General features: G+C 71.8%; 21 protein-coding genes and 3 pseudogenes. 17 read left to right on the top strand and 7 right to left on the bottom strand.

What is annotated here, in order from left to right; translation table 11 throughout:
• Positions 1–170: 170 nt before the first annotated feature.
• The 3 genes from OG332_RS44140 to OG332_RS44130 all read left to right on the top strand — a co-directional run bounded on the left by OG332_RS44140 (position 171) and on the right by OG332_RS44130 (position 4177).
• On the top strand, positions 171–1442 hold the full coding sequence (locus OG332_RS44140) for an IS110 family transposase (protein ID WP_442816410.1): 1272 nt from the start codon (positions 171–173) through the stop codon (positions 1440–1442).
• Between the two features lie 383 nt (positions 1443–1825).
• The gene (locus tag OG332_RS44135; RefSeq protein WP_327418721.1) at positions 1826–2470 is read left to right on the top strand and encodes a dihydrofolate reductase family protein; all 645 of its coding nucleotides are present in this window, start codon (positions 1826–1828) and stop codon (positions 2468–2470) included.
• A 207-nt stretch (positions 2471–2677) separates the two neighbouring features.
• Complete coding sequence (locus tag OG332_RS44130) at positions 2678–4177, top strand: PKD domain-containing protein (RefSeq protein ID WP_327418720.1); 1500 nt, start codon at positions 2678–2680, stop codon at positions 4175–4177.
• 298 nt (positions 4178–4475) lie between these two features.
• On the opposite strand, the gene OG332_RS44125 is transcribed toward OG332_RS44130, so the two are convergent.
• Positions 4476–4829, bottom strand: coding sequence for a VOC family protein (locus OG332_RS44125; RefSeq protein WP_327418719.1), 354 nt, complete (start codon positions 4827–4829; stop codon positions 4476–4478).
• A gap of 141 nt (positions 4830–4970) precedes the next feature.
• Between OG332_RS44125 and OG332_RS44120 the strand changes: the two genes are divergently transcribed.
• Complete coding sequence (locus tag OG332_RS44120) at positions 4971–6236, top strand: nucleotide disphospho-sugar-binding domain-containing protein (protein ID WP_327418718.1); 1266 nt, start codon at positions 4971–4973, stop codon at positions 6234–6236.
• On the opposite strand, the pseudogene OG332_RS44115 reads toward OG332_RS44120, so the two are convergent.
• Positions 6196–6456 (bottom strand): annotated as a pseudogene (locus tag OG332_RS44115) (hypothetical protein); the annotation flags it as partial. The gene OG332_RS44120 and the pseudogene OG332_RS44115 overlap by 41 nt on opposite strands.
• A 379-nt stretch (positions 6457–6835) precedes the next feature.
• Positions 6836–7816: a hypothetical protein gene (locus tag OG332_RS44110; RefSeq protein WP_327418717.1), complete on the bottom strand. Its 981-nt coding sequence runs from the start codon at positions 7814–7816 to the stop codon at positions 6836–6838.
• A 119-nt stretch (positions 7817–7935) separates the two neighbouring features.
• Between OG332_RS44110 and OG332_RS44105 the strand changes: the two genes are divergently transcribed.
• The 6 genes from OG332_RS44105 (at position 7936) to OG332_RS44080 (ending at position 14109) form a co-directional block, all read left to right on the top strand.
• Complete coding sequence (locus OG332_RS44105) at positions 7936–8073, top strand: hypothetical protein (RefSeq protein ID WP_327418716.1); 138 nt, start codon at positions 7936–7938, stop codon at positions 8071–8073.
• Between the two features lie 54 nt (positions 8074–8127).
• On the top strand, positions 8128–8520 hold the full coding sequence (locus OG332_RS44100) for a nuclear transport factor 2 family protein (protein WP_327418715.1): 393 nt from the start codon (positions 8128–8130) through the stop codon (positions 8518–8520).
• A gap of 107 nt (positions 8521–8627) precedes the next feature.
• The gene (locus tag OG332_RS44095) at positions 8628–10637 is read left to right on the top strand and encodes an AAA family ATPase (protein WP_327418714.1); all 2010 of its coding nucleotides are present in this window, start codon (positions 8628–8630) and stop codon (positions 10635–10637) included.
• Positions 10638–10737: 100 nt separating this feature from the next.
• Positions 10738–10989, top strand: a complete 252-nt coding sequence (locus tag OG332_RS44090) for a hypothetical protein (RefSeq protein WP_327418713.1) — start codon at positions 10738–10740, stop codon at positions 10987–10989.
• A gap of 31 nt (positions 10990–11020) precedes the next feature.
• Positions 11021–12724 (top strand): MFS transporter, encoded by a 1704-nt coding sequence (locus tag OG332_RS44085; RefSeq protein ID WP_327418712.1) that lies wholly within the window; start codon positions 11021–11023, stop codon positions 12722–12724.
• Positions 12725–12768: 44 nt separating this feature from the next.
• Positions 12769–14109 (top strand): carotenoid oxygenase family protein, encoded by a 1341-nt coding sequence (locus tag OG332_RS44080; RefSeq protein WP_327418711.1) that lies wholly within the window; start codon positions 12769–12771, stop codon positions 14107–14109.
• A 142-nt stretch (positions 14110–14251) separates the two neighbouring features.
• On the opposite strand, the pseudogene OG332_RS44075 reads toward OG332_RS44080, so the two are convergent.
• A pseudogene (locus OG332_RS44075) lies at positions 14252–15011 on the bottom strand (molybdopterin cofactor-binding domain-containing protein); the annotation flags it as partial.
• Here OG332_RS44075 and OG332_RS44070 point away from each other — a divergent pair.
• The 6 genes from OG332_RS44070 to OG332_RS44045 all read left to right on the top strand — a co-directional run bounded on the left by OG332_RS44070 (position 14964) and on the right by OG332_RS44045 (position 24150).
• Entirely contained in the window at positions 14964–15398 is a 435-nt protein-coding gene (locus tag OG332_RS44070) for a hypothetical protein (protein ID WP_327418710.1), read from the top strand. The pseudogene OG332_RS44075 and the gene OG332_RS44070 sit on opposite strands and share 48 nt — an antisense overlap.
• The gene (locus tag OG332_RS44065; protein ID WP_442816409.1) at positions 15373–16317 is read left to right on the top strand and encodes an NADP-dependent oxidoreductase; all 945 of its coding nucleotides are present in this window, start codon (positions 15373–15375) and stop codon (positions 16315–16317) included. Before OG332_RS44070 ends, OG332_RS44065 begins: the two co-directional genes overlap by 26 nt.
• A gap of 459 nt (positions 16318–16776) precedes the next feature.
• Positions 16777–18240, top strand: coding sequence for a xanthine dehydrogenase small subunit (locus OG332_RS44060; RefSeq protein ID WP_327418708.1), 1464 nt, complete (start codon positions 16777–16779; stop codon positions 18238–18240).
• Positions 18237–20636 (top strand): xanthine dehydrogenase molybdopterin binding subunit, encoded by a 2400-nt coding sequence (gene xdhB / locus OG332_RS44055; RefSeq protein WP_327418707.1) that lies wholly within the window; start codon positions 18237–18239, stop codon positions 20634–20636. The genes OG332_RS44060 and xdhB overlap by 4 nt, the downstream gene beginning before the upstream one ends.
• Before the next feature lies 1 nt (position 20637).
• Entirely contained in the window at positions 20638–21504 is an 867-nt protein-coding gene (gene xdhC, locus OG332_RS44050) for a xanthine dehydrogenase accessory protein XdhC (RefSeq protein ID WP_327419555.1), read from the top strand.
• A gap of 144 nt (positions 21505–21648) precedes the next feature.
• Positions 21649–24150 (top strand): ATP-binding SpoIIE family protein phosphatase, encoded by a 2502-nt coding sequence (locus OG332_RS44045; RefSeq protein ID WP_327418706.1) that lies wholly within the window; start codon positions 21649–21651, stop codon positions 24148–24150.
• A gap of 11 nt (positions 24151–24161) precedes the next feature.
• On the opposite strand, the gene OG332_RS44040 is transcribed toward OG332_RS44045, so the two are convergent.
• A complete protein-coding gene (locus OG332_RS44040; RefSeq protein ID WP_327418705.1) occupies positions 24162–24761 on the bottom strand; it encodes a TetR/AcrR family transcriptional regulator in 600 nt (199 codons plus the stop codon).
• 118 nt (positions 24762–24879) lie between these two features.
• Here OG332_RS44040 and OG332_RS44035 point away from each other — a divergent pair, with 118 nt between their 5' ends.
• A complete protein-coding gene (locus tag OG332_RS44035) occupies positions 24880–25527 on the top strand; it encodes an ATP-binding protein (protein WP_327418704.1) in 648 nt (215 codons plus the stop codon).
• Between the two features lie 87 nt (positions 25528–25614).
• Here the strand turns inward: OG332_RS44035 and OG332_RS44030 are convergent, their stop codons facing one another.
• Both OG332_RS44030 and OG332_RS44025 read right to left on the bottom strand, forming a co-directional pair.
• Complete coding sequence (locus tag OG332_RS44030; RefSeq protein ID WP_327418703.1) at positions 25615–26046, bottom strand: hypothetical protein; 432 nt, start codon at positions 26044–26046, stop codon at positions 25615–25617.
• 201 nt (positions 26047–26247) lie between these two features.
• Positions 26248–26406 (bottom strand): annotated as a pseudogene (locus OG332_RS44025) (DoxX family protein); the annotation flags it as partial.
• Between the last annotated feature and the right edge of the window lie 118 nt (positions 26407–26524).

Raw genomic sequence — 26524 nt, 5'->3', positions numbered from 1 at the left:
CCGGCATGACTGTTTGCCCCCTGTTGAACGTATGGCCTGGGGGGTGGTGTCACCGGGCCCGGAGCACCGCTTGACCGCTGATGAGGGGCCTGACCGTCACCTGGCCCGGCGCAATGCCGGTGCCGCCGAGGGTGGCTGGTCTGCGTAACGTGGTTGTGGCTGGCAGTGCGATGGTCGAGGCCGGGACGGATCTGCTCCCACCAGGGGGAACGTACGTGATCGACACCAGCGGCATAGGCGTGTTCCTCGGCCTGGACGTCGGCAAGGGCGAACACCACGCCCATGGCCTGACCCCGGCCGGCAAGACCGTCCACGACAAGCGGATGCCCAACAGCGAACCCAAGCTGCGAGACCTGTTCGACAAGCTCAGAGCGAAGTTCGGCACCGTCCTGCTGATCGTGGACCAGACCGCGAACATCGGCGCCCTGCCCGTCGCGGTCGCCCGTGACGCGGGCTGCGAGGTCGCCTACCTGCCCGGACTCGCCATGCGCCGGGCCGCGGACCTCTACCCCGGCGAGGCCAAGACCGACGCCCGCGACGCCTACGTCATCGCCGACACCGCCCGCTCGATGCCCCACACCCTGCGCTCGATCGAGACCACCGACGAGACGACGGCCGAGCTGGCCATGCTGGTCGGCTTCGACGACGACCTCGCAGGCGAGGCCACCCGCGTCTCCAACCGACTGCGCGGCCTGCTCACCCAGATCCACCCCAGCCTGGAACGCGTCCTGGGCCCCCGCGTCCAGCACCCGGCCGTGCTGACCATGCTGGAACAGTTCGGCTCCCCGGCCCAATTACGCAAGGCCGGCCGACGCAGGCTGATCACCCTGATCCGCCCGAAGGCCCCCCGCATGGCCGAGCGCCTCATCAACGACGTCTTCACCGCCCTCGACGAGCAGACCGTGACCGTGCCCGGCACCCAGGCCGCCACGACCATCGTGCCCTCGCTCGCCCGCCAGCTCGCCGCCATTCTCGACCAGCGCCGCACCCTGGAAGCCCAGATCAGCGCACTCCTGGAGGCCCGCCCTCTTTCCCAGCTCCTGATGTCGCTGCCCGGCGTGGGCATCAGGACCGGAGCCACCCTCCTCGTCACCATCGGCGACGGGACGACCTTCGCCACCGCCGGGCACCTCGCCTCCTACGCCGGACTCGCCCCGGTCACCAAGGCCTCCGGAAGCTCCATCCGCGGCGAACACGCACCCCACCGCGGCAACCGCCAGCTCAAACGCGCCATGTTCCTCTCCGCGTTCGCCGCCCTGCACGACACACCCTCACGCACCTACTACGACCGCCAACGCGCCGCGGGCAAGACCCACACCCAGGCCCTCCTCCGCCTCGCCCGCCGACGCATCGACGTCATCCACGCCATGCTCCGCAACGGCACCTTCTACGAACCCCGCACCCCCAAGAACCCCGCGGAAGACATCGACCTCGCCGCATGAACCCGACACCGGCGAATCACCTTAAAACCGGCACCACAGGGTTGACGAAAGACATAGCCCCCCCCCACGGCCCGCGCCGCTCGAACTCTGCCGTCACTGATCGACCTCATCGTTTGCGGACAGATACTGTCCGCAAGTGGGGAGACCTCCACCTCCACCTCCTGGGAGCAGCCCCGCACGGCCGGCACCCGGCCACCGCCTCCGGCCAGGACCGAACGGGTGACCCCCACGCCGTCCAGGCCGCCCTGCAGGGCCGGTACGGGAACCACCCCGACGAGATCCGCGCCCGACCGGGTGAAACCGGGGTCCGGCGCGGCGATGAGTCCGCGGGCACCCGCAGGTCTATCTCTTGACGGAGACAACCGACTCATCGGGAGCAAGCCATGGGCCTCATCGAGATCGAGCTGTTCGCGACCCTCGACCTCGTCGGGCAGGCGCCCGGCGGCCCCGACGAGGACCCGGTGGGGTTCCCGTTCGGCGGCTGGCAGGCGCCCCTGCTGGACGAGGTCGCCGGGGCGCAGGTCGATGCCGCGTACGAGGGCACGGACGCCCTCCTGCTCGGCCGGCGGACCTACGACATCTTCGCCGCCTACTGGCCCCACCAGGAGGGCGGCGAGGACAGTGGGATCGCCACGCTCTTCAACGGCGTCCCGAAGTACGTGGCCTCTCGCGGCAGGCCCGACCTGTCGTGGGCCGGGTCCACGCAGCTCGGCCCGGACCTCGGCGACGCGGTGCGCGAGATCCGTGACCGGCACGAGCACGTGAAGGTCGTCGGGAGCCTGAACCTCGTGCAGACCCTCCTGCGCGAGAAGCTCTTCGACCGTCTCGACCTCTGGGTGCACCCCATCGTGCTCGGCGTCGGGAAGAAGGTATTCGAGGACGGCGCGGTGCCCACCAACGTCAGGCTCCTCGCACCCCCGGCAACCAGCCCGAAGGGCACCGTGTACCTGCGCTACGGGCTCGCCGACGGCATTCCCGCGACGGGGGACATGAGCGCACCCGATCGCGGTGCCGGAACCGACGCCTGAGGGCGCCCCGCGCCCGCACGGGCCCGCCCGCGGGCCGCGGGTCCGGCGACCCCTTCTCGATCACAAACCGCACAGCCGGTAAAGCCTTGGCCCCTATGGAGTGAATCGTGCCAGATCCTCGTGACCCTTGGCCGGACCCTTCCATACGTTGGCCCCTCTTCGCTCATCACCACAACTGGGGGGCCGGTGCGCAACCACCGACTCGTAATGACCGCTGCCCTCGTGGCGGCCGGTCTCGGCATCGTTCCGGGCACCGCGCACGCGGCGGATCCCGTACCCGTCGCGGCCGGCGTGGCCGAGGCGATAGCCAAGGCATCCACCTCCGAGGGCTTCCACAGCCCGGCCGACCGCACGATCCGCACCACCCTGCCCGGCGCCGCCACGGCGAACGGCAAGGCGACCTCCAAGACCGCCGCACCGCAGACCGCGCAGACCGCGGTGGACGCACTGAACGCGGGGGCCAACCCGGCCCTCGCGGTGGACGTCAGCGGCACCAGCTACACCGCGCACGGGATCGAGCTCACCACTCTGATCACGAGCGCCGACTTCGCGCTCGGCGTCGTCGTCGACTGGGGCGACGGGAAGACCGACACGGTCACCGCCCAGGGCAATGCCGAGCTGCACCACTCGCACACGTACGACAAGTCCGGCGAGTACCAGGTGAAGGTGACGGTGACCGACACCGCCAACGGTGTCCAGGCCGCCAACGGGGGCGCCTTCCTCACCCCCGGCTCCGACTTCACCCCGCACACTCCGACCCGGCTCCTCGACACCCGCAACGGCACGGGCGCGCCCGCGGTCAAGGTCGCGGGGCAGGGGTCCGCCCGGGTGAAGGTGGCCGGCAACGCCGCCGTCCCGGCGGGCGTCACCGCGGTCGCCCTCAACGTCACGGTCACGGAAACCGTCGACAGCGGGTACGTGACCGCGTGGCCCGGCGCGGGCTACGAACGTCCGGGGACCTCGAACCTGAACTACACGGCCGGCCGGTCCGTCCCGAACCTGGTGATCGTGCCGGTCGGCGAGGACGGGTACGTGGAGCTCTACAACGGCGGCCCGGCGCCGGTCGACCTGATCGCCGACGTCACCGGCTACTTCACCCGGGCCTCGGCCGGCGGCTACACCTCGATGACACCCGCCCGGTTCGTGGACACCCGTGAAGGTGTCGGCACGTCCCGGGGCCCGCTCGCCCCGCGCAGTGCGTTCGCGACCCGGATCGGCGGCCTGCAGGGCGTGCCCCAGGGCATCACGGCCGTGGCGCTGAACGTCACGGTGACCGAACCCCAGGGGCCGGGCCACCTGACCGCCTACTCCGGCGACGGGCCGGTCCCGACGGCGTCGAACCTGAACTTCGTGCCCGGTCAGACGGTGGCCAACGCGGTGATCGTGCCGGTGGCCGCGGACGGGACGATCAAGGTCTTCAACGGGTCCTGGATGCCGGCCCACGTGGTGGTCGACGTCGTCGGCTACTACAGCAAGGAGAGCAAGGCCGCCTTCCTGCCCTTCACCCCGTTCCGGACGCTCGACACCCGCGAGGAGGCCTACGGCTGGCCCGGCGGCAGGTTCCGGGCCCGGGAGTACATCACGCAGGGGTTCACGCCCGACGCCGCGACGGGTGTCAAGGCCTACGTGCTGAACACCACCGTCACCGAGACCGGCGGCACCGGATACCTCTCGGTGGCGCCGAGCGCCTACCCGCTGCCGGCGTAGGGCGGGGCCCCCGCGCCCGCCGGGCCGCGCCCCGGCTCCTCCACCCTGAACTGGACGGCCGGTACGACCGTCCCGAACCTGGTGCAGGCGAGCGACGGCGACCACGGCGTCATCACCTTCTGGAACCAGGGCCATCAGGACGCCGACCTGGTGCTCGACGTCTTCGGCGTCTACCAGTCGAAGTGATTCCGGGGGGGGTGGCGCGCCGTGCGGGCCGCCCCCCTCTACCGGGTGCGAGTCCTCTCGGAGCGGCATGGCTCGGCGAGCCGTGCGTCGCCTGCGCGGCTCGGATGCGGGGTCAGGCCGGCTGCCACAGCTCGATCCGGTTGCCCTCGGGGTCGGTGACCCAGCCGAATCGGCCGACACCCGCCATGTCCTGCGCTTCCTCGGCCACGTCCGCACCCTTGGCGCGCAACTGCGCGAGCATCGCGTCCAGGTCGCGGACCCGGAAGTTGAGCATGGCCTGCTGGGCTCGGGACCCGAAGTAGTCGGTCTCGGCCTCGAACGTCGCGAACACCGTCGGCCCGGCTTCCTGACGCCACAGGCCGTGCGCATCGGTGTCCAGGCCCAGGCAGTCGTGATACCACGCGCCCAGGGCCGCCGGGTCGGCGGCCCGCATGAAGTACCCACCGATTCCACGCACGCGTTCCATGCCGCCATCCTGCCAGGGTGGCGTCCGACCGCTCGTCAGGAACGGCCGAAACTCGTCCACTTCGATGGAAAGTGACGCAGCGGCACGTACGTTCGACGATCTGTCAGGGGAATCAAGCAGCTCCACCCGAGGAGTAACGCAGTGCGCGTACTGTTCACCGGCCCCGCCGCGGCAGGCCACCTGTTCCCGATGGTGCCGACCGCCCAGGCGCTCCAGGCCGCCGGGCACCAGGTGCTGTTCGCCGGTTCGGCCCCGCTCGACCAGATGCGGCAGACCGGCCTGCCCACCGTCGAGATCGGCGACGGCTCGACGCTGATGGAGGCCTTCCTGCGCGCCTCGGACGGCACCGAACCGCAGTTCGTCACGGACGACAAGAGCGTGGAGGAGACCCAGCGGCTGGCCGCGGCCGGTTTCGCCGAACACAGCCGGGTCACCATCGACGACCTGCTCGCGGTCGCCACCGCCTGGCGGCCGGACCTCATCGTCCACGCCGCCTTCCAGGCCGCCGCGCCGCTGGTCTCGGCGGCACTCGGCATACCCGCCGTCGTACACAACTTCGGCGTGATGTCCGGCGCCGGCATGGTCGGCGTCCTCGCCGACGTCCTGGCGGACGAGTACCGGGCCCGCGGGGTCGAGGGCCCGGCCACCCGTACCGTCCTCGACGTCGTACCCGCCTCCCTCGGCGGGGACGGCACCGGCTGGCGGGTCCGCTACGTGCCCTACAACGGCGGCGGCACGGTGCCCGGCGACCTCATAGCCCGCGGCTCCCGGCCCCGGATCGCCGTCACCCTCGGTACGGTGGTGCCCGCGTTCGCGGGCGTCGACCCGGTCGCCCGGGTGATCGCCGAGGCCGCCTCCGTCGACGCCGAGTTCCTGCTCGCCGTCGGCGACACCGACCTGAGCCCGCTCGGCACCCTTCCCCCCAATGTCCGCCCCCTGCCCTGGGTGCCACTGGCCCAGCTGCTGGACACCGCCGACGCGGTCGTGCACCACGGCGGCTCCGGCACGATGCTCACCGCCGCGGCCCGGGGCGTACCCCAGCTGATCCTCCCGCAGGGCGCCGACCACTTCATCAACTCGATGCCGCGACGGGCCTGGGCTTCGCCCTCCGGGCGAGCGGGGACAGCGTGGACGCCGCCGTGCTCAGCCGCCTCCTCACCGACGACGACCTCCGCAAGGGCGCCGCCGCCACCCAGGCCGACATCACCGCACTCCCCTCCCCCACCGACCTCGTCGCCTCCTTCGAGGCGCTCGGGTAACGCCGGCCCCGGCCTTCGAGTGCCGCCCCGCACCGTGGGAGTGGAAGTCCGTGGCGGACCGACCGCCGGGTGCGGGGCCCGTACTCGGGTCCCGCAGCCGGAGGGGATCAGGCACCCCAGCGCAGGGCGATCGTGTCGCCCACATTGATCACCTTCTCGCGGAGGGCGCCGGCGAAGGCGGAGCCGTCGACGCTGACCTTCCAGGTGTCGCCACCGCTGTTGGCCTTGCCGTCGACGCCGGTGAGGGTGCCGGTGCCCGACGAGGGGGTCACGCCGGTGACACAGCCCGACGGGGTGGCGCCGCCGGTCGCCGCGTTCAAGACGTCGCCGAGGGTGGTGGTCGTACCGGTCGGCGTGAAGGCCACCGCGGCCGACAGCGTGGCCCTGATGACCGGCCTGCTGGAACGCCAGGCCGAGTCCATGGGTGACCGGGCCCGGGTGACCGCCGCCTACGACGGCCCCCGTATGGTCGCGTTCGGGCTGTACCACCACTTCGGCGGCACCACCTGGCTGCAGGCCGTGGGCACCGACCCGTCGTGCCGGGCACCCCTTCGCGTACTTCAACGTCGCCTGCTATCTGCCGATCGAGGAGGGCTATCGGGAGGGCACGTCGGCCTTGCACGCGGGCATGAGGGCGATCCGCGCGAAGCGCCTGCGCGGCGCCCGCGTGAGCGACTTGTACGCACTGCCCGACACCTGATCGCCCTGCCCGCCCGCTCGTCGGGCGGGGCGCCCCACCCCCACGGGCTAGCCTGCGCTGACGGCCGTCATGTGCGTGGTGCCGTCACGCAGGGCGGTGATGCGGACCTGGCCCGCGGGGAAGGGGTCCCTCCCGTTCGGGCCGGGTACGCGCGCGAACGGGGTCCAGGAGCCGTCCGGCCGCCTGATGTTGTGCCAGATCCGTCCGTCCAGACCGACCGCCACGACCTGGGCGGAGCCGTCGGGCATCCCGGCGATGCCGATGGCGCTGGCCGCCATGGTCGCGGTGGTGACGCCGCGCGGGGGCAGGAAAGCGGTCCAGGAGCCGTCGGGCCGCCGCAGCCGGTGGTACATCATCCCGTCGAGCCCGATCGCGAGCACCTGGGAGGAACCGTCGGGCATGCCGGTGATCGCCAGGGCCGGGCCGGAGAACGCCGGTGCCCCGCTGTAGCCGCCCAGGCGCCCCCAGGGCGTGCACGCCCCGTCCCGCCCGCGGACGCAGTGGTACATGGCGCCGTCCGTGCCGTAACCGATCAGTTGGGCGGACCCGTCGGGCATGGCGGCGATCGACACCTTCGTCGCTCCCCAGCGGCTGTTCGCGGTGAAGCCGGGCAGGGCACGGAACCCGGGCAGCCCGCCGTCGGCGCGGCGCTGCTGGTGGAAGGCGGTGCCGTCCATCGCCGTCACCACGATCTGGCAGGTCCCGTCGGGGAAGGCGGCGATGTCCGCCTCCCGTACGGTGAACCCGGCCGAGTCGTCCGGTCCCGCGACGCGCTGCCAGGGCCGGAGGGTCGCCGAGCCCCGTACGGTGGTCAGCCACAGACCGTTGTCGGGCGCGATGCCCAGCACCACGACGGTGCCGTCCGCCGTGCCGGCCGCGGCGCTCTGGATCCCCGTGAACGAGGCCGCTCCGGCGGCGCCGGGCAGCGGGCGCATGCTGCTCCACGACCCGTCGGGGCGGCGCTCGGTGTGGAACAGTGCGCGCTGCTCGACGTCGTACGGGGGCAGTTGCGCGGAGTAGAACCACACCGGGTTGGTGAGGGCGACCAGTTGGTCCAGCGTGGTGGAGGCTGGCTTCGGCCGACGGACCTCGGCCCGGGCGAACAGGGAGGCCTTGCCCCAGCCGCGCCAGCGCAGTTGTCCCCGCGATGCTCCTGCCCCTGCTGGACCGGGTCCGCTACAGCCCCGGCTTCCACTACCGGGAGACCGGCCTGTACACCCGGGGTCCCGCCTCCCTGTCCCTGGACTTCACCCCCGTCCACGACGGCGGCACCGGCCACCGCTGACGCCCACCCCCGCCAGGACCCCCACCCCTCACACCTCACACGGAGAAGACAGCGATGACGCCGACCGACATCACCAGAGCCATCAACGACCTGCTGTTCACCCCGGGCCTCGACCTCGACGAAGCCATCGACCGGCACTTCACCCCCGACTACCGCCAGCGCACCAACGGCGTCTGGAGCGACCGGGACGGCTTCACCCAGCACATGACGCGGCTGCGCTCCCTGATCCGCAGCGGGCACGTCGAGGTCCACGACGAACTACGCGACGGGCTGCGCTACGCCGATCGCCATATCGTCACCCTCACCCAGCACGACGGCCGTACGTCCCGCACCGAGGTGTACCTCTTCGCCCGGTTCGCCCCTGACGGCCGCTTCCAATGCGTGGAGGAGACCACCCTCCTGTTCACCGGTCACTCCGACGACGAGGACCTGGGACTCGTCCGGTGACACGTTCGCCGTGGTGCCGGAGGCGGCACCACGGCCGACGAGTACGCGGGACGAGCCATGCCGGCCGGAACGGGCCGGCTCAGGAACAAGGAGGAAAGGGAGCCGTCATGGTGTCCGTGGGAGAGAGACTGAGCACCGCCCGCGTCAGGGCCTTCATCGGCCGGGACGAGCAACTCACGCGATTCGGGGAGGCTTTGGCCGGTGATCCGCAGGGGCCGTTCGCGTTCTACGTGTACGGGCCGGGCGGCATCGGGAAGTCGACGCTGCTGCGCCGTCTGGCGGACCACGCCCGTGCGGCGGGCCGGCCGCTCGTCGAACTCGACGGCCGCTTCGTCAGCCGGGACCCGGCCGATTTCGAGCGCGCGGCCGGCCCCTTCCTGGACGTTCCGGGCACGGTCCTGCTCGTGGACTCCTTCGAGCACTGCCAGTGGCTGGAGAGCTGGCTGTGGCACCACTTCCTGCCCCGTGCCGCGGACGGCACCCTGGCCGTGCTGGCCGGTCGGCTCGCACCGCAGCCGCAGTGGACCGCCGACCCCGCCTGGGCCGGTCTCCTGCACGTGACCGAGCTGGAGCCGTTCTCCGAGGATCAGGCGCGGAACCTGCTGACCGCGGCGCAGCTGCGGCCCGAGCTGGCCGACCGGGTGCTCCGCTTCGCCGGGGGCAACCCGCTGGCCCTGTCGCTCGCGGCGGCCGCAGGATCGACGGGCTGCGGCGGGGAGGAGATCTGGGCCCCCTCGGCGGACGTCCTGCGCACCCTGCTGGCGGGGCTGATCGGTGAGGTGCCCACGGCCGCTCACCGCCGCGCCCTGGAGGTGGCGGCACAGGCGTACGCGACCTCCGAGGAGCTCCTCTCGGCAGTGCTGCCCGAGGAGGACGCCCACCTCCTCTTCTCCTGGCTGAGGGACCTGCCGTTCATGGAGTCCACGCACCGTGGGCTCTACCCCCACGACGCCGCGCGCGAGACCCTGGCCGCCGATCTGCGCTGGCGGGCACCCACCGCGTTCGCGGCGATGCGCCGGCGCCTGGCAGAGGAGTACCTGCGCGTCCTGCGCGAGGCACCCGAGGAGCGGGTGTGGACCGTCACCGACGAGCTCTTCTACCTCTTCCGGGAGGGCGAGACCCTGGCGCGGCTGCGCACCTGGTCCCGCGAGGAGGAAGTGCACGACCGCCCGCTGCACCCGGGCGACATGGCCGTCGTACTGCGCATGGCGGCGGAGACCGAGGGGGCGGCCTCTGCGGAACTGGTCCGCTACTGGGCGCAGCGCCAGCCGCAGGCCTTCAGCGTCTACCGCCTCGTGAGCACGGGCCGCATCGTGGCGTTCACGGCCCGGCTCGCCCTGCCGGCCCCTCCGGATCCCCAGGACCTGGCCATCGATCCCGTCGTCGCCGCGGCGTGGAAGCACACCGAGAGCACCGCTCCGGTGAGCCCCGGCGAACACATCGGCATCAGCCGCTTCTCGATCTACCCGGAGCGCTACCAGGTCCCCTCGCGCGTCATCGACCTGAGCAGTTCCCGCGCCCAGGCGGAATCCGCCCGTGCCCGCGGCCGCGCCTACGGCTTCGCCGTCTTCCGGGACGCCGAGACATGGGCCGAGCGCGTCAAGGGCACGCTCGGCGACACCGGGGCGCGACCGCGGGTCGGTGAGCACACCTACGGGCTGTTCTGCATCGACTGGCGTGAGGAATCCGTGGAGGCCTGGCTCCGCCGCTTCATATCGGCCACCGAGGTGCCGGTGCGGCCGGCACCGCCGCCCGTGTCGCGCGCCGCGTTCGACCAAGCCGTGCGGGAAGCACTGACGCACTGGCGCGACGCGGGTGCCTTCGCCGCCGGTGCGCTGATGCGCTCCCGTCTCGCGGCCGACTTCGCCGATCCTGTCGAGGAGTTGCGCGCCCTGGTGCGCCAGGCCGTCGACGGCCTCGCCCAGGACCCGCGCGGAGTGCGGGCCCGCGAGGCCCTGACGGCGGGCTACTTCTCCGGTGCGCCCACGCAGGAGGCCGCGGCCCGCCGTCTCGGCCTCCCGTACGGCACCTACCGGCGCCACCTGCGCCAGGGCCTCGACCTGCTGTGCGAGGCCCTGTGGCAGTGGGAACTGGACGGCCCGGGCAAGGCTTCGTAGCGGCTGCTCGGGGCCGATGGGCAGGTGCGGACAGGACTGGACAGTCCCCACCCGTTTTCGGCCTGGAAAGTGGACACCGTCCCGCACGAGTCTGTGCGCCATGAACCTCCCCCACACACGGACGGCCCCGGCGCCTCCCGCACCTCGGACGGGAGCCGCTCTCGCGGCCCTCGCCGCAGCGCAGTTCACGGTCATGCTCGCCACCTCGATCGTGAATGTGGCGCTTCCGCAGATCGGCGCCGGGGTGGGTCTGTCGGACGGCGGCACCACCTGGGTGGTCAACGCCTACGGCCTGGCGTTCGGGGCGCTGCTCCTGGCGGGCGGCCGGGCGGCCGATCTCCTCAGGCCGTAGGGTGCTGGTCCTCGGTCTCGCGGTGTTCGCCGTGGCCTCGCTGACAGCGGGACTGGCCGGCTCCGCGAGCGTGCTGATCGCGGCGCGTGCCGTTCAGGGCCTCGGTGCCGCGGCCATCGCCCCGGCCGCGCTCGCCCTGGCACTGGGCCTGTTCCCGCCCGGCCCGGGGCGGGGCAGGGTACTGGGGGTGTGGGGCGCGGTCTCCGGTGCGGGAGGGGCGGGCGGCGTCCTGCTGGGTGGCGTGCTGACCCAGGCGTGGGGCTGGCCCTGGATCTTCCATTCCGTGGCGCTCGGGACGGCACTGGTCGCGGTCGCCGTGGTGGCGCTCGTGCCACGGACGGCCGGCGGGGCGGCCGGACGGTTCGACCTGCTGGGCACCGTCGTCGTCACCGTCGCCCTGACCTGCCTGGTCTGGGGACTGACCACCGCACGCGGCGCAGGCTGGACGGACGCCGGGGTGCTGGGCTCGCTCGTCGCAGCCGCAGTGCTGCTCGCGGCCTTCGCCGTGATCGAGCTCCGACGGCCGGACGCACTGCTGCCGCCGCGCCTGTTCACGACCGGCCGGGTCGCCGCGGGCAACCTGCTGATGGCACTGCTCGGGTCGGTGTGGATCGCGCTGTTCTTCTTCCTGCCGCTCTACCAGCAACAGGTCCTCGGCTCCAGCCCGCTGGTCACCGGAGCCGGCCAACTCCCGCTCGCCGCCGCCAACATGCTCGGCGCTGCCCTGGCACCCCGGATCTCCCGGCGCATCGGCGCCACCACGACGCTGACCGCGGCCCTGTTCACCGAGGCCGCCGGCCTGCTGTGGCTGTCCCGGATCAGCGCCCACGGCAGCTACGCCACGGACGTGCTCGGTCCGAGCATCCTGGTCGGCCTGGGCCTGAGCATCGCCTTCGTCCAGCTCACCTCGCTCTCCGTGGAGGGCGTCCCGCCCCAGGACGCGGGGCTGGCCGGCGGCCTGGTGAACACCACCCGCCAGGTCGGAGGTGCGATCGGCCTCGCCGCCCTGGCGACCCTGGCCGGTTCCGTCACCGCACGCGCCGCCGTCCACCAGCCGCGCCTGGAGGCGCTCACCGCCGGCTACCGCACCGCCTTCACGGTCTCGGCCTCGGTCATGGCCGCCACCGCACTCCTCGCCCTGTTCCTCGCCCGCCGCGCCGGCCCGGACACCGCCACACCCTCCACCCGACAGGCCTCCGACCCGCAATCTTCCCCCCCCGTCCCTCGCACATCAGCTGATCCGGCGGATCGGCCGCACCACCGTCACATCCCCACCAGGACAGGAAGCACAGCCATGGTCACCATCGACGAAACCGCCCCCGCAATCGCCCGTTTGAGCACCACGATCGACGCCCCCCTCACGACGGTGTGGGCGCTGCACACCGACATCGCGGCCTGGCCCACCTGGAACCCGGACATCGACCAGGCCGAACTCGACGGCCCGCTGCTGCCCGGCCGTTCCTTCGGCTGGCGGACCCACGGCCTGGACATCACCTCCACCGTGCACGAACTGGTGCCGGGCGAGCGGATCGTGTGGGGCGGCCCCGCCGACGGCATCACCGGCATGCACGTATGGACCTTCGAGCAGAGCGGCGACCACGTCACCGTCCGCACCGAGGAGTCCTGGAGCGGCGCCCCCGTGGAGGCCGCCGCCGACGAGCTCACGAAGGCTCTCCACGACTCCCTCGAGAACTGGCTCTCCCACCTCAAGTCGCGCGCCGAACAGCCCGTCTGACCATCCAACACATCCAACACATCCAACGGAAGAGGTTTCCTGCCATGACTGCCGACAAGCCCTACCTGAGCGGCCACTTCACACCCATCGCCGAGGAGGTCACCGCCACCGGCCTCACCGTGGAGGGCACCCTCCCCACCGAGCTGACCGGCCGCCTGCTCCGCAACAGCCACAACCCCAAGCCCGGCGTCACCCCCACCCACTGGTTCAAGGGCAGCGGCATGGTCCACGGGATCCAGCTGCGTGAGGGCCGCGCGGAGTGGTACCGCAACCGCTGGGTGCGCACCCCCGCCCTGGAGGGGGCCCCGTACATGACGGAGAAGGGCCCCGACCTGACGGCCAGCGCCGCCGGCACCCACATCATCGAACACGCCGGACGCCTCCTCGCCCTGTGCGAGGCGAACCTCCCCTTCGAACTCACCCGGGAACTGGAGACGATCGGAGCCCACGACTTCCGCGGCAAGCTGCGCACCGCGATGACCGCGCACCCCAAGGAGGATCCCGTCACGGGGGAGCTGCACTTCTTCGGGTCCTCGCCGTTCCTCACGTACTACGTCGCCGACGCCAAGGGGGAGATCGTCGACAGCGCCGAGGTCCCGGGGGCGACCGCCTCCCTCAAGCACGACTTCGCCCTCACCCGGAACCACGTGGTCTTCGTCGAAGGCAACGTCACCTTCGACCCCGCCGAGCACTCCGGCATCCCGTACAGCTGGAGCGACCAGCAGCCTTCGCGCATCGGCGTCATGCCGCGCGGCAACGACGGCGCCCGCCGCATCCGCTGGTTCTCCATCGAGCCGGGCAACATGCTCCACGTCTCCAACGCCTACGAGGACAGCCGGGGCCGCATCGTCCTGGAAGGCCCCACCGTGGACCGCGAGGGGTTCCGGCTGTCCTGGAACTGGTGGGTCGGCGCTCCCGGGCGGGGTACCGAGCCCGTCTCCCGCTCCTACACGCGCCGCTGGGTGGTCGACATGGCCTCCGGTACCGTCGACGAGCAGATCATCGACGACCTCGCGGTGGAGTTCCCCACCCTCAACGAGGAGTACCTGGGCGCCGAGAACCGCTACCAGTACGCCATCGCCTTCCCCGACGAGAACGGCTTCGGCGGCTACGGCGTCGTCAAGTACGACCGCACCACCGGCGCCCGCCGCATCCACCAGGTCGGCGACGCCCGGATGCCCGGCGAAGCGGTCTTCGTCCCCGCGGCCGGGGCCGTGGGCGAGGACGACGGCTACCTCCTGACCGTCGTCTCCGACCTCAAGCAGGACGCCTCGCAGCTGCTCGTCCTCGACGCCTCGGGCCTCGAACGGGTCGCCACCGTCCACCTGCCCCACCGGGTGACCGCCGGACTCCACGGCTCCTGGATCCCCGACACCGAGGGCTGACACGGTGCTCCGTCGGTACTACCGGACCGTCCGGGCCGGTGGTACCGACAGGCGCTGCGGAGCGGATCGACGCCTGCCGCCCGGTCCGGCCGCCGCCCGGGCGGACCCTGCCGGGCCGGGCGGCGCCCGGCAGGGGATGCGGTCAGGTACCGGCGAGGTGCTCGGGGCGGACCGGCGTCTTGTTGAGCTCCAGGCCGGTCGCGTTCCGGATCTCCGCGACCACGGCCGGAGTGGACGACAGGGTCGGAGCCTCGCCGATGCCGCGCACTCCGTACGGCGCGTTCGGGTCGGCCAGTTCGAGGTAGTCGACCGGGATCGTCGGCGTGTCGAGGATCGTCGGGATCAGGTAGTCCGTGAAGGAGGGGTTGCGCACCTTCGCGGTCTTCGGGTCGACGATGATCTCCTCCATCACGGCGACGCCCGGGCCCTGGGTGGTGCCGCCCTGGATCTGGCCGACGACGGAGCTTCGCCGGGTGCCGGTGGACGTGCCCGAAGAAGGACTCGTAGCGGTTGCAGACCATCTTCACCGGCATGTCCGTGCGCAGCGCGAGCACGGAGGCGAGGATCTGCATCGAGATGTCCTCGCGGCCGCCGAACGCGCCACCGACGCCGGCCATCGTCATGCGCACCTTCTCCTCGGGCAGGCCGAGGACCGGCGCGATCTGCTTGAGGTCCGAGTGCAGCCACTGGGTGGCCACGTACAGGTCGACGCCGCCGTCCTCGGACGGCACCGCGAGGCCGGACTCCGAGCCGGGGAAGGCCTGGTCCTGCATGCCGAAGGTGTACTCGCCCTCGACGATGACGTCGGCGCGCTTGCGGGCCTCTTCCACGTTGCCGCGGATGATCGGCTGGCGGTGCACGATGTTCGGGTGCGGGACGTGGGCGGCGTGGTGGTCGTCGCGCGCGTACTCCTGGAGGAGGCCCTGATCCAACCGGACGGTCCGGCGCCGGTCTCGCCGCAGGACATCGCCGCCACCGTCGACGACGGACAGGCCGTGCTCTTCGTGCTGGTGCCCGAGCCCGCGGACGCGCTCCCCGAACCGGCCCTCGACTGCGCGGCCCTCCAGCGGAGGCTCGCCGGGGTGCTCGCGCGCCGGCTCGGCCCGACGGGCAGCATCTCCGTCGGCGTCGGCTCTCCGGTGGCGGCACCCGGCAACGCACGCCGAGCACTCGACGCGGCCCGCACCGCGCTGCGGATGGCCCACGACGGGCCGGAACGAGTGACCGTGCGCGGCCCCGACGACCTCACCTCGCGCCTTCGCCATCGACTCCTTCGGAACCAGCCCTGAGCTGCGTGAACTGCCGGTCCCCGCCCCCGGACCCGGAGAGATCCAGATCAAGGTCCGGGCCGCCGGGGTCAACCCGCTGGACTGGAAGATCGCCGACGGCCAGCTGGCCGAATCCGGCGCCCCGGCCACCTTCCCCCTGACCCTCGGCATCGACGTCGCCGGCCAGGTCACCGCCGTCGGAACCGGCGTCGAGGCCTTCAGCCCGGGGGACGAGGTCTTCGGCATGGCCTGGCCCCGCACCTTCGGCCACGGCTCCTTCGCCGAGTACATGACGGCCCCGCAGGACACCGCACTCGCCCTGCGGCCCCGGGACCTCGATCCCGTCTCGGCGGCCGCCCTGCCCATGACCGGCGGCACCGCGCTCGCCACGCTGGACTGGCTGGAGATCAAGGAAGGGGAGACCCTGCTGATCATCGGCGCCACCGGCGGCGTCGGCTCCTACGCCGTCCAGCAGGCGGCCGCCCGGGGCGCCCACGTCATCGCGACCGCCTCCGCGGACGATCACCCGTACGCCCGCTCCCTCGGCGCGGCCGAGGTCATCGACCACCGCACCGCGGACGTCGCCGATGCCGTGGCCGCCGCGCACCCCGACGGCATCGACGCCGTCCTGGACCTCGCCAACGACCGCGACACCCTCGCCGGCCGCATCGCACCGCTGCTGCGCAAGGGCGGACGCCTGGTCTCCACCGTCTTCGCAGCCGACCCGGAGGCACTCGCCGCACACGGCGTCACGGCGGTCAACTTCTTCTACCGCGCCGCCTCCGGCGACATGACCCGCCTCGCCGGCCTCGTCGCCTCGGGCGACCTGCGCGTCGCGGAGACCACCGCCTACCCCCTGACGCAGATCACCGACGCCCACACGGCGTCCACCAGCGGGCACGTCCGGGGCAAGCTCGTCATCACCGCCAACCAGGCGTAGCACCCGGGCCACTTGGACACGGCCCGGCACAACCCGGGCGGTTCCGGCGGCCACGACTGGTTTCGCGTACGAACACCCCCCGTAGGAAGTGGCCGGCTTTCGTGGAATCCACCGACATCCGCTTGACCGATGAACCCGCGGCAACGTAACTTCGACCGCACCCACCCATGAGCTGCTGGAAGGAGGCGAAGCCGGATGTCGACCATCTCCGGACTGCTTCGCCTCGCTCACCAGATCGCCTGGGCTCCGGGTCGTGTAGCACACGGCTGCTGAGCAGCCCCCTCGCCGGCGTGCCTGTTCGCGGCCCCGGCACCTTTCCCTCTCTGTCACCGTTTACGGCACGCCGTCGCGTGCCGATGTGCCGCGCTCCGGGTTTCGAGCTGCGCCACTGAAATAGAAAGCTCCTGAAATGGCGACTAGGACAGTCAGATCCACCGCACGCCGAAATGAGGACGTGGCATGGTAGCGGCGCGGATCACGGTCAACGGGAAAGAATCACCGATTTCCCCGGCTGCACCCCACACCACGGTGCTGGACTATCTTCGCGAGCGAGGCCTCACCGGCACCAAGGAGGGCTGCGCCGAAGGGGAATGCGGCGCCTGTTCGGTCCTGGTGGCCCGTCCCGGCGTGAACAAGCCCACGGACTGGGTGGCGGTCAACGCCTGCCTGGTCCCGGTCGCGGCACTCGACGGTCAGGAGGTCATCACCTCCGAAGGTCTCGCCACCGCCGGCGCATCCGGCACGCCGGCCGTGCTGCACCCCGTGCAGGAGGAGATGGCCGTCCGCGGCGGCTCCCAATGCGGTTACTGCACACCGGGATTCATCTGCAGCATGGCCTCCGAGTACTACCGGCCCGACCGCTGCGCACGCCCGGACGCGGCCGACGGTGCCGACTCCGAGCACGGTCCGAACGGTTTCGATCTGCACGCGCTGAGCGGCAACCTGTGCCGCTGCACCGGCTACCGCCCGATTCGCGACGCCGCGTTCGCCGTCGGCACGCCCACCGAGAACGACCCCCTGGCGCAGCGTCGCGAGCAGTCCCCGCCCGAACCGGTCGCCACCGAATACACCCAGGACGACAGCGCGTTCCTGCGGCCGAGCACCCTCGCCGATGCGCTGCGGCTGCTGCGCGAGCGGCCCGACGCGATGGTCGTCGCCGGAAGCACCGACTGGGGGGTGGAGGTGAACATCCGCTCCCGCCGGGCGAATTGCGTGGTCGCGGTCGACCGTCTGCCCGAACTGCGGGAGCTGCGCGTCGAATCCGACCACGTCGAGATCGGGGCGGCGCAGACGCTCACGGAGATCGAACGCCGCCTCGACGGCAGCGTCCCGCTGTTGGCGGAGCTGTTCCCGCAGTTCGCATCCCGGCTCATCCGCAACAGTGCCACCCTCGGCGGCAACCTGGGCACCGGGTCTCCCATCGGTGACAGCCCGCCGGTGCTGCTCGCGCTGGAGGCGTCGGTGGTGCTCGCCGACGCCGACGGTGAGCGCGAGGTCCCCCTCTGCGACTACTTCACCGGCTACCGGCAGAGCGTGCGCCGTCCCGGCGAGCTGATCCGCGCGGTGCGCATCCCGCTGCCGCTGTCGCCGGTCGCGGCCTTCCACAAGATCGCCAAACGGCGCTTCGACGACATCTCCAGCGTGGCGGTCGCCTTCGCGCTCGGCATCGAGGACGGGATCGTGCGCAAGGCACGCATCGGCCTGGGCGGCGTGGCCGCCACCCCGATCCGCGCCCTCGCCACCGAGGCGGCCCTGGAGGGCAAACCGTGGGCGGCGGAGACCGTCGCGGCCGCGGCCCGGGTGCTGCAGGCCCAGGGCACACCGATGGACGATCACCGCGCCAGCGCCGGCTACCGCTCCGCGATGCTCGGCCAGAGCCTGCTGAAGCTGTACGCGCGAACCACCGAGGAGGTGTCGTCATGAGCCATTTGTCCGAACGCCCCGCAAAGCCCGTCGTCGGGGTCTCGATGCCGCACGAGAGCGCCCACCTGCACGTCACCGGCGCCGCGCTCTACACCGACGACCTGGTCCACCGCACCAAGGACGTCCTGCACGCCTACCCGGTCCAGGTCATGAAGGCCCACGGCAGGATCACCGCGCTGCGCACCGAGCCCGCGCTCGCCGTGCCCGGTGTGGTCCGTGTGCTGACCGTGGCCGACGTGCCCGGGGTCAACGACGCCGGAATGAAGCACGACGAACCTCTCTTCCCCGACGTGGTCATGTTCCACGGCCACGCCGTGGCCTGGGTGCTCGCCGAGACCCTGGAGGCGGCCCGGCTCGGTGCGGCGGCCGTCGAGGTGGAACTCGACGAGAAGCCCTCCGTGATCACGCTCCAGGAAGCCATCGCGGCCGAGAGCTTTCACGGCGCCCAACCCATGATGCTGACCGGCGACGTGGACGCCGGTTTCGACGACTCCGCGCACGTGTTCACCGGCGAGTTCCGGTTCTCCGATCAGGAACACTTCTATCTCGAGACGCACGCGGCCCTGGCCCACGTCGACGAGAACGGGCAGATGTTCGTCCAGAGCAGCACCCAGCACCCCTCGGAGACGCAGGAGATCGTCGCGCACGTACTCGGCCTGCACAGCCACGAGGTGACCGTGCAGTGCCTGCGGATGGGTGGCGGCTTCGGCGGCAAGGAGATGCAGCCGCACGGGTTCGCGGCGATCGCCGCGCTCGGCGCCAGGCTGACCGGTCGGCCGGTCCGGGTGCGGCTCAACCGGACCCAGGACCTCACCATGTCCGGCAAGCGCCACGGCTTCCACGCCACGTGGAAGATCGGCTTCGACGCCGAGGGCCGCATCCAGGCCCTGGACGCCACCCTTACCGCGGACGGCGGCTGGAGCCTGGACCTGTCCGAGCCGGTGGTGGCCCGGGCACTGTGCCACATCGACAACACCTACTGGATTCCCAACGCGCGCGTCACCGGTCGCATCGCCAAGACCAACAAGGTCTCCAACACCGCCTTCCGCGGCTTCGGCGGACCGCAGGGCATGCTGGTGATCGAGGACATCATGGGCCGGTGCGCGCCGCTGCTCGGCCTGGACCCGATGGAGTTGCGCGAGCGCAATTTCTACCGGCAGGGCCATTCGACGCCGTACGGACAGCCGGTCGCCCACCCCGAACGGATCTCCGTCATCTGGCAGCAGGTCCAGGAGGACGCCGGCATCGCCGATCGCCGGCGCGAGATCGCGGCCTTCAACGCCGCGCACCCGCACACCAAGCGGGCGCTCGCGATCACCGGCATCAAGTTCGGCATCTCGTTCAACCTCACCGCCTTCAACCAGGCCGGCGCGCTGGTGCTGGTCTACAAGGACGGCTCGGTCCTGATCAACCACGGCGGCACCGAGATGGGTCAGGGCCTGCACACCAAGATGCTGCAGGTGGCCGCGACAGCGCTGGGCATTGCGCTGCACAAGGTGCGGCTGGCCCCGACCCGCACGGACAAGGTGCCCAACACCTCCGCCACCGCCGCCAGCGCCGGGGCCGACCTCAACGGCGCGGCGGTGAAGAACGCCTGCGAGCAGATCCGCGAGCGGCTGCTGCAGGTGGCCGGCACCCAGCTGGGTGCGAACGCCTCGGACGTGCGCATCGTCGAGGGCGTCGCGCGCGCCCTCGGCAACGACGAGGAGCTGGCCTGGGACGACCTGGTGCGCACCGCGTACTTCCAGCGGGTCCAGCTGTCGGCGGCGGGCTTCTACCGGACCGAGGGTCTGCACTGGGACGCGAAGGCCTTCCAGGGATCGCCGTTCAAGTACTTCTCCTACGGCGCCGCCGCGGCCGAGGTGGAGGTGGACGGCTTCACGGGCGCGTACCGGATCCGGCGGGTGGACATCGTGCACGATGTCGGCGAGAGCCTCTCCCCGATGATCGACATCGGTCAGGTCGAGGGCGGTTTCGTGCAGGGCGCGGGCTGGCTGACGCTCGAGGACCTGCGCTGGGACGCCGGCGACGGGCCCCACCGCGGTCGGCTGCTGACCCAGGCGGCGAGCACCTACAAGCTGCCGAGCTTCTCGGAGATGCCCGAGGAGTTCCACGTCAGGCTGCTGGAGAACGCCACCGAGGAGGGCGCGGTCTACGGGTCCAAGGCGGTGGGCGAGCCTCCGCTGATGCTGGCGTTCTCGGTGCGGGAAGCACTGAGGCAGGCGGCCGGGGAATTCGGGCCCGCCGGAGTGAGCGTCGAGCTCGCCTCCCCGGCGACACCCGAGGCGGTGTACTGGGCGGTCGAGGCAGCCCGCGCGGGCGGCGTGCAGCATAAGGGGCACGCCCCCGACGGCGGCGGAGTCCCCACCGACGCAAGCGCTTTGAGCAATGCCTGACATGAGCTGGGTGGCCGCGGTCGCGCGGTTGCGGGCACGCCGGGAACCCGGTGTGCTCGTCACCGTCGCGACCGTGCGCGGCCACGCGCCCCGCCGGGCCGGTGCCAAACTCGTCGTGGGACGGACCGAGACGTGGGGTTCGATCGGCGGCGGCAACATCGAGGCCGTCGCCATCGACCGCGCGCGCGAACTGAACGGCGCGGCCGATCCGGAGCCGGAACTGATGGAGTTCGCCCTCAACGACAAGGTCACCGGCCGGCACGGGGTGCAGTGCTGCGGCGGAACCGTCACCGTGCTGCTCGAACCGCTCCCGGTGCTCCAAGCGGTGGCGGTCTTCGGCGTCGGGCACGTCGGGCTGGAGCTGGCGCGCATCCTGGCCCGCCACGACCTCGATCTGCACCTGATCGACACCCGCCCCGACATGCTCGCCGACGAACGGCTCGGCGTGCTCGCGGATGCGGTGGCGCACATCCACGTGCACCACACCCCACTGCTGCCGGAGGAAGTGCTCGCGGAGCTGCCGCCCGGCGCCCACGTCCTGATCATGACCCACGATCACGCCGAGGACGCCGCGCTGTGCGACACCGCCCTGCGCACCGCCGGCCTCGGCTCGATCGGATTGATCGGCTCGGCCGCCAAGTGGGCGCGGTTCCGCCAGCGCCTGGCCACCGAGGGCGGCCACGACGCCGCCGCCATCGACCGGATCAAGACCCCGATCGGAGTGGCCGGGATCACCGGCAAGGAGCCCGCCACGATCGCGGTGAGCGTGGCGGCGGACCTGCTCCGGACCTTCGAACAGGAACGACACTGGGCCGTGCCGAACACGGTTGCCGCGGTGCCGTACCCCCCGCTGGCCAGCAGCGCGTAAGCCGGTGCGGGCGGGCCCGCCCGGCCCCGCCCGCACCCTGTGACCGACGCCCGAAGCGGTACCGGATGGCGCAACGCCTCTGGCTCTCGTTCCGGACATCGACCAGCATGGGGACAGCGGGACCCGCGGACGAGATGGGCACGCATGCGCGCCACTGAGAGCAACCAGGACTATCCCTTCGCCGTCACGGACACGGCCGCGGCGCTGCTGGACGACGCCGGGACGGTCGTCGCCTGGACTCCGGCGGCCGAAGCGCTCCTGGAGCGCCGGTCCGCGGACGTGTGCGGCCGGCCGGCACGGGACCTCCTCGCGGACGCGGGCAGCTGGGAAGCGGTTCTGGCCCAGGGCGGGCAGGGGGCGCGGGAGGGCTGGGAGGGCCGGGCCACCCTGCGGCACGGCGCAGGACGCGAGCTGGAGATCGGCTTCCGCGTCATCCCGCTGGACGACGGCGCGCAGGGGGACGGCGCGCGCGGGGACGCGGCCCGCTGCCTCGTGCTCGGCGCACCCATGGAGCTGGTCGCCCGATGGCGCCAGGACCACGCCTTCACGCATGAACTGTTCCTGCAGGGCCGAGTGGGCCTGGCCGTCTTCGACACGGACCTGCGCCTGCTGCGGACGAACTCGCACCTGCTGCCGTACACCGGGGTGCCGGTCGACCTCAGCGGCCGGCGCCTGGCCGACTTCCTGTGGGCCGAGGACGCGCAGATCATCGACGACCGGCTGCGGGAGGTCATGCGCAGCAGGATCCCCCCGGTCGGTTTCAACACGACCGTGCGCACCTTGGACGACCCGAGAGGCGGCCGGGTCGTGACCATCCAGGCGTTCCGGCTGCAGGAACCCGACGGCCATCCGATGGGTGTGGCGACGGTGTTCACCGACGTCACCGACCACGAGCGCTCGCGCGGGCGCCTGGACCTGCTGTACCGCGCGACGGGAGCGCTGGGCGGTTCGCTGTCCGTCCTGCGCACCGTGGAGGACCTGGTCAAGGTCCTGGCGCCCGCGTTCGGCGATTGCGCGGCGGTGGACCTCGCGGAGACCGTTCTGACCGGCGGTGAACCACCCGCTGACGGGCATCTCACGCTGCCCCTGATCCGGATGGCCGTCGCCGGAGCGGAAGCGGACACCCTGCGTACGGGCACGGCCCAGTTCACGGCTCCTCTCCCCGCGGCCGTCCCCCATCCGACCGTGACCGGGGCGGGCGTGCCCGAGGCGGCTGCGTCCGGGGCGCGGGAGTGCCGGGGAGAGCTGATCAGCGGCCTCGGAACCCGGTCCACGGGGCCCGGGAAGGACGCGGCCCCGGAGTGGGCCACGTCCGTCCCGGGTGTGCATTCGGCGATGACGGCGCCGCTGTGCGCCCGGGGCATCGCGTTCGGAAGGCTCACGCTCTGGCGCACGGGCGACGCTCCCCCACTGGAAGAGGACGACCTGGCACTTCTGGAGGAGATCGCCGCCCGTGCGGCCGTCGCCGTGGACAACGCGCGGCGGTACACCAAGGAACGCCGCACCGCTGTGGGCCTGCAGCGCAGCCTGCTGCCGCCGGCGACCGCGGAAACGCCCGCGCTGGAGGCCGCCAGCGTCTACCTGCCGGCCGACTCCGACAGTGGTGTGGGCGGCGACTGGTTCGACGTCATCCCCCTGTCGTCGGCCCGGGTCGCCCTGGTGGTCGGGGATGTCGCCGGTCACGGGCTGTACGCCACGGCCATGATGGGGCGCCTGCGCAGCGCCGTACGCGCGATGGCGGACTTGGAACTGGAACCCGAAGAACTGCTGGCGCACGTGGACGACATGGTCCTGCAGGTCGTCGCCGAGGCGGAGAGCGGCGACCCGGAAGACGGCGACGCGGGCATGCCGGTGCCCAGCGGACCGGCCGGGGCCACCTGCCTGTACGCCGTCTACGACCCGGTCACCCGAAGCTGCGTCATGGCGAGCGCCGGACACCCGCCCCCGGCCGTGGTCAGTCCGGACGGAACCGTGGAGTACGTCGGGCTGAGCCCCGGTCCGCCCCTGGGGGTCGGCGGCTGGCCCTTCGAGCCGGTCGAACGCGATCTGCCGCCGGGCAGCGTCCTCGCCCTGTACACCGACGGCCTGATCGAACGCGGAGAGGGGGACGTCGACGAGGGCATGCGCAACCTGGCCGACCGACTGCTGCGCGCGGACGTACTCGGCCGGCCGCTGCGTCAGGCCCGGCACGACATCGTGGAAGGGTTGCCGCCGGGCAGGCTGAGGGACGACGTCACCCTCCTGCTGGCCCGTACCCGGGCGGTGGATCCCGGTTCCATCGCGACGTGGCGGCTCGCCCCCGACCCGGCGATCGTCGGCGACGCGCGCCACCTCGTCCTGGATCAGCTGACCGCCTGGGACCTCGATGAGCTCGCCTTCAGCACCGAGCTCATCGTCAGCGAGCTGGTCACCAACGCCATTCGCCACGCCGGTGGCCCGGTCCGGCTCCGGTTGATCCGGGCGGACACCCTGACGTGCGAAGTCTCGGACTCCAGCAACACGCAGCCGAGGATGCGGCGTGCGAGGAGCTCCGAGGAAGGCGGCCGCGGCCTGTACATCGTCGCCCAGCTCTCACACCGCTGGGGCAGCCGCTACACCACGGGAGGCAAGACCGTCTGGTCCGAACAGCACCTGCCCCTCCCCTGATGCCCTGGAGGTCATTCAACGTCTCGCCAGGCGGGCTCGAGGCGGTCGAGGAGGGTATGGAAGGCTGCTGTGGCCCGGTCCCAGTCGCCGTCGGCGAGTGGCGCGTGGAGCAGTCCCAGGGTGGCATCGACCAGGAGCGTGGCCTCGGCGTCGGCTCTGTCTTCGGGCATGCCGAGGCCGGCGAACGCGGCGGTCAGCATGTCCCTCCATTCGTTGAGCAGGTTGCGCATGACGGGGCCGTAGCGGCTGGGGTTGAGCACACTGGCCGTCATCACCTCGAAGGTGACGGGGAGGACGGCGCGACGCTCGGCAGGCGTGAACTGGCGCCACAGTTCCTCCACGGCGCGCCGCATCCCCGCGGCATCCGCGGGGGCGCCCGCGGTGTCGAGCGCCCGGCGCAGGAAGAGGACCGGTCGCCCTTCGTCCTGGGCGAGCGCTTCGGCGACCAGCCGGTCCTTCGTGCCGAAGTAGTACAGGAGCATGCGGTCGCTGGTGCCGAGCGCCTTGGCCAGGGGGCGGAGGGAGAGGTCCGCCAGCCCGTTGTGGATCACGTATTCGCGGACCCGGCGCAGCAGGTCGGCTCGTTTCCCCAGGTCAGCCGCTCGCCCCATGAAATCACTCGCCCTCTGACCTTGACATCTCAAATGTCCGATACCTGAAGTATTTACTGTAATGCCCGCTACAGGTATAGTGGAAGCCGTAGCGAGTGCTACATGAACCCGGGAGCCGATGAAGGGAATGATCAGCATGGCCGTCCAGGTCGGCCACCGCACAGCCCACGACCCCGCACGAGCCAGCGCGCTCCCCGCCTGGCGTCAGGCACACCCGGGCAGGTCCCTCCTGCCTGATTCCCTGCGCGGCGGGCAGCACGACCACGGTCACGCCCGCACGTCCTGGGCGGCACGCCAGATGGCACTGTGGTCGCGAGTCCTGGCCGCCCCGAGCGCCTCCGCCATCCGCCCCCGCATCCGGGACACGTCCTGGCCCGTGGCTCGCGAAGCGGCTTCCGTCGGCCGGACCCGGCGGGTCCTCACCACCCAGCTGTCCTCGTGGGGGCTTCACGAACTGACGGACACCGCTCAGCTCCTGGCCAGCGAACTGATCACAAACGCCCTCCGCCACGCCCACGGCCCCATCCGCGTCCATCTGCGCGTCCACGACGCCTTCCTGCGGTGTGAGGTGGAGGACGCCGACCCGACCGGCCCGGTCCCCCGCACCGCCGGCGCCGACGCCGAGAGCGGACGCGGTATCGAACTCGTCGTCGCACTGGCCCAGACCTGGGGAAGCGACTCCACGCTCACCGGCAAGACGACGTGGTTCGAACTGCCCCTCCCCGGCTCCGGGCACGACAGCACGTACGCGGCGCCGACCCAGTGACGCAGTCCGAAGGCCGCTCCCTCATCGTCGAGGAGCCCCCGTCCATGCGCACGAACGGCCCGTCGTGGGGTCTGCGCGTACGGAGGGTCACTTTCCGTCGGTGATGTAGTAGTCGTTCTCGAGGTACTCCAGGGTGTAGCTGCCCAGCTCCTCCTCGGAGAAGGCGGCGGAGGACCCGACCGCTTCGAGCGGCATCTCGATCTTGTCGAGGGTGCGCACGCGGACGCGCTGCGGATCGACCGTCGCGGTCTGCAGGGCCTTCTTCTGCTCGGGTGAGATCATCTGGAACACGATCACGTACGTCGACGTGCACGGACCGAATCCCTGGTCCTCCGCCTTCTTCGCGCCGGGCCCGGCCACTTCGCAGACCGTGTCGATGTCCTCACGCCCGAGGCCGTGGAGGTACTGCTCGTACCGCTGGATCGCGCGCTCCTTCGTCCTGGGCGCGGGCTGGTTACCGGTCACGGTCGCCGACGGCTTCTCGGTTCCGGCGGACGCGGACGGCGTGCCCGAGGGCACGTTCGCCGGTGTGGACGCGGACGGCTTCGAAGGCTTCGCGCCAGCGTTCTCCTTCGCTTTCTCCGGACCACACCCGCACGCCACCAGCGCCACGCATGCCGATACCGCCACGCTCACCATCGTCCGCGTTTTCATCAGATCTCCTCCACCAGCCGACTGCCCGTCAAGAGCTCACGCAGGATCCGGCGGAACGGTTCCCGACTACGGCCTGGCAGCGAACCAGAGGGTCGCGGCCGCGGTGGCGGTGAGCCCGACGTTGAGTGTGATCCGGCGGTCTCCGCCGGTCAGGTGGACGGCGATCGCACCGGCCTGCAGGAGGAGGAAGCCGATGGCAGCGGCCGGCGCCGGCGAGGGAGCGACGGACGGGCCGTGCGCGTGATCGATGTCCGCGCTCCCTCCCGGTCGGTGGAACTGCTCCTCGCGGAGGAGGCCGACGGCGACCGGAGCGACGAGGGCATCGCCGGCCTCGCCCTGCCCT

This window comes from Streptomyces sp. NBC_01233, assembly GCF_035989305.1.
Classification (GTDB): Bacteria; Actinomycetota; Actinomycetes; order Streptomycetales; family Streptomycetaceae; genus Streptomyces.
This window is presented reverse-complemented; position numbering and strand designations above follow the sequence as displayed.